The sequence below is a fragment of the Streptomyces calidiresistens genome (assembly GCF_014141525.1).
In the GTDB taxonomy this organism is placed as follows: domain Bacteria; phylum Actinomycetota; class Actinomycetes; order Streptomycetales; family Streptomycetaceae; genus Streptomyces; species Streptomyces calidiresistens.
This window is the reverse complement of the sequence record NZ_VKHS01001130.1, coordinates 1-1,320: the sequence shown is the minus strand read 5'-3', so window position 1 is coordinate 1,320 and position 1,320 is coordinate 1. Positions and strand designations below refer to the sequence as shown.

General features: G+C 74.1%; 2 protein-coding genes. One reads left to right on the top strand and one right to left on the bottom strand.

Annotated elements, in window-relative coordinates:
• Positions 1-301, bottom strand: a 301-nt coding sequence (locus FOE67_RS25915) for a helix-turn-helix domain-containing protein (protein ID WP_182667257.1), incomplete at its 3' end; no start/stop codon positions are given.
• A gap of 464 nt (positions 302-765) precedes the next feature.
• Between FOE67_RS25915 and FOE67_RS25910 the strand changes: the two genes are divergently transcribed.
• Positions 766-1,152 carry a peptidoglycan-binding domain-containing protein gene (locus FOE67_RS25910; protein WP_182667256.1) on the top strand — a complete coding sequence of 129 codons (387 nt, stop codon included), beginning with the start codon at positions 766-768 and terminating at the stop codon, positions 1,150-1,152.
• Positions 1,153-1,320 lie beyond the last annotated feature (168 nt).

Genomic DNA, 1,320 nt, shown 5'->3' with positions numbered 1-1,320 from the left:
CCCCGTGACCCCCCGCCGGTCCGGCCCCGGGGGGCGGACCGGGGTGCTCCACGGCCAACGCGTGCAGCGCCAGCAGGCGTTCGGGGTCCACCCCCGCCACCACCGACAGTTCCCGGACCGCGTCCGCGGGCGGGAACTTCTTCCCGTTGAGGTACCGCTCCCAGGAGGAGGAGCTGTAGGAGGTGCGGCGTGCCAGGGCGGCCAGGCTCAACCCGCTGTGATCCTTGAGGCCGCGCAGACGCACCACCAGGCGCCGCTCCCGCTCCCCCAACGTGTCCGGCAGTTCTTTCCACGACGCCATGAGGTGTTCGCGCTCCGCTTCCGACTCGCCTCGCACCCGCTCCCGTCCCCCTCGCCCGGGGAGTGGGGAGGGCCTTCCGACCGTCCGCGCCCAGGAGGCCCCGTCACCACCGCCGGGAACGACATCCCACCCGACCGCCTCGGGGCGGCGTTCCACCATCGCCCGGGACGCCGCTCACCGTACCCCGTTTCCGCAGGTGGGGACATGGTGCGTCCCGGGAAAGCCCCGGGACGACCGAAAAGGTGACGGGACGTCGGGGAAAGCGCAGTCTGGTGGAGGTCGGGGCGTCCACAGGGCGGTCGCCCCGGCGGCCGGGTGGGCGGGCGCCACACTCCTTGTCCACCCGGCCGCGCCGAACGGTTTGCGACCGAACCGTTCGCAGGTGTTCGCGGCGGGACACGGCCTCGCCCGACACCGCCCCGAACGGCACACCGCACCACCACACGAGAACACGGGGGAATCCCATGAGGGCACGCACGCCGCTCGCACTGCTCGCCGTCACCGCCGCGCTGTTCGCCGGCGCCGCGGTCACCGCGCCGGCCGCCTCGGCCGCCTCGGCCGCCGACACCTGTCACACCCAGAGCACGATCGGCCTGACCTGCCACTACCACTACGGCAACCAGTGGGCCGAGCGCGGCAGCGTCGGCAACCACGTGCGGGAGATCCAGGCCCTGATCAACGGCACCACCAACTACCGGCAGGTGGGCGGTCGCCTCGCCGTGGACGGCCGGTTCGGCCCGGCGACGGAGGAGGCGGTCCGCTGGTTCCAGCGCAACCACATGGCGGCCGGTTCGGTCGACGGCATCGTCGGCCCCAACACCTGGCGCGCCCTGCGCGGTTACCGCGTGTGAGGCACGGGCCCTCCCGTCCGCCCCGGCGGGGACCGGTCCGGGGCGAACCCGGACCGATCGTCCGGCACGTCGGGCGTGCCGGTGGGCACCCGCCGTCCCGGAACGGGGGATGACGGCGGGGACCGACGCGGGACGTGTCCCGCGCCTGTCCCTGAGACACATCTGACC

Excerpts from the sequence above, each read along its gene's own strand:
- FOE67_RS25910 (WP_182667256.1), top strand. The coding sequence starts at position 766 with ATGAGGGCACGCACGCCGCTCGCACTGCTCGCCGTCACCGCCGCGCTG.